At 59.0% G+C, this 1,377-nt stretch carries 1 protein-coding gene; it reads left to right on the top strand.

The window, feature by feature from the left end; genetic code table 11:
- Positions 1-103 precede the first annotated feature (103 nt).
- On the top strand, positions 104-1,132 hold the full coding sequence (locus tag NKJ11_RS33655) for an IS110 family RNA-guided transposase (protein WP_352795181.1): 1,029 nt from the start codon (positions 104-106) through the stop codon (positions 1,130-1,132).
- The last annotated feature ends 245 nt before the right edge of the window (positions 1,133-1,377 follow it).

The following is a 1,377-nucleotide window of genomic DNA, read 5'->3' on the forward strand; positions in this document are numbered from 1 at the left end:
GGGTCAGTTTTGGAAACGATGACGTAATTGCTGCCGTCGCTCCTTTGAACGAAGATTCGGCTGACGGCAAAAGCCGCCGACCATTGAGATCGAGGAGGCCGCAGTGAAGCAATATGTCGGATTGGATGTGTCGCAGCGAGAGACCAGCGTTTGCGTCGTCGACGATGCTGGAAGGTCTGTCTTCCAAGGGAAAGTGAAGTCCGATCCGGGAGCACTGACCGAGTTGCTCCGCAAACGCGCACCTCACGCCGAGCGCATCGGATTCGAGACGGGCGCCATGTCCAGCTGGCTCTGGCATGAGCTTAAACGGGTCGGATTGCCGGTTGTCTGCATTGATGCTCGACATGCGAAGGCGGCACTTTCAGTTCGAATGAACAAAAGTGATGAGAACGATGCCCGCGGCCTGGCCGAACTGGTTCGCGTCGGTTGGTATCGGGAAGTGAAGGTTAAGAGCGCAGAGAGCCAGGCCACCCGATCCATGCTCGTCGCAAGGTCAAGACTTGTCGAGATCCGGCGCGATCTCGAAAACCAGACACGGTCGATGCTGAAGGAATACGGGCTGCAGTTCAGTCGATCGATTGGGTCACAGTTCCGGCGAAAGGTTTGGGAACTTGTTGCTGACGGGCATCCGCTTCGGTCGTTGGTTCAGGCGCTTCTGTCTGTCCACGAGCAGGTCTGCTGTGAACAAGAGAAGCTCGATCGGCAGGTCCGGCATCTCGCTCGTGAAGACGAAACCACACGCCGGCTGATGACGGTCCCCGGCATTGGCGTGGTGACCGCGCTCACCTTCCGCCACACGATCGACGATCCCGCGCGCTTTCGGTCGGCCGCCAACGTAGGTGCCTATCTCGGCCTGACCCCGCGACGAAAGCAGTCCGGTGAAACGGATATCAATGGCCGCGTCTCACGCTGGGGCGATCGACTGTTGCGAACCTATCTCTACGAGGCGGCCAGCGTCCTCCTGCACCGGACGAAGAAATGGTCCACGCTGAAAGCCTGGGGGATGCGTCTGTCGAGGCGGATCGGCTTGAAGAAGGCAAAGGTGGCGGTCGCACGGAAGATCGCGGTTCTGCTTCATTGCCTGTGGGTCGACGGCACAAGCTTTGAGTGGGGTAGTGAAAAGATGGCATAGCAGATCCGAACTCGACCTAATTCGCGGGCCCGTTTCCGGAACCCGTGATGTCCCCGCCGGGACGGTGGTTGCGGCGACCTCGGTCAAACGGCTGACAGCAGTTCATCTGCATCTCGTTGGAAACGTTGAGGCGCCCGACCCGAACATCATCATGAGGCACTCGACCTCGGAAAGGACCATGACCCCGGCGATGGCAGTGCGAGATCCGGATTGACAACTACCCGCAATTAAAGGGCCGTTTGACA

Origin of the sequence: Mesorhizobium sp. M0243 (genome assembly GCF_040321775.1) — a bacterium.
GTDB lineage: Bacteria > Pseudomonadota > Alphaproteobacteria > Rhizobiales > Rhizobiaceae > Mesorhizobium.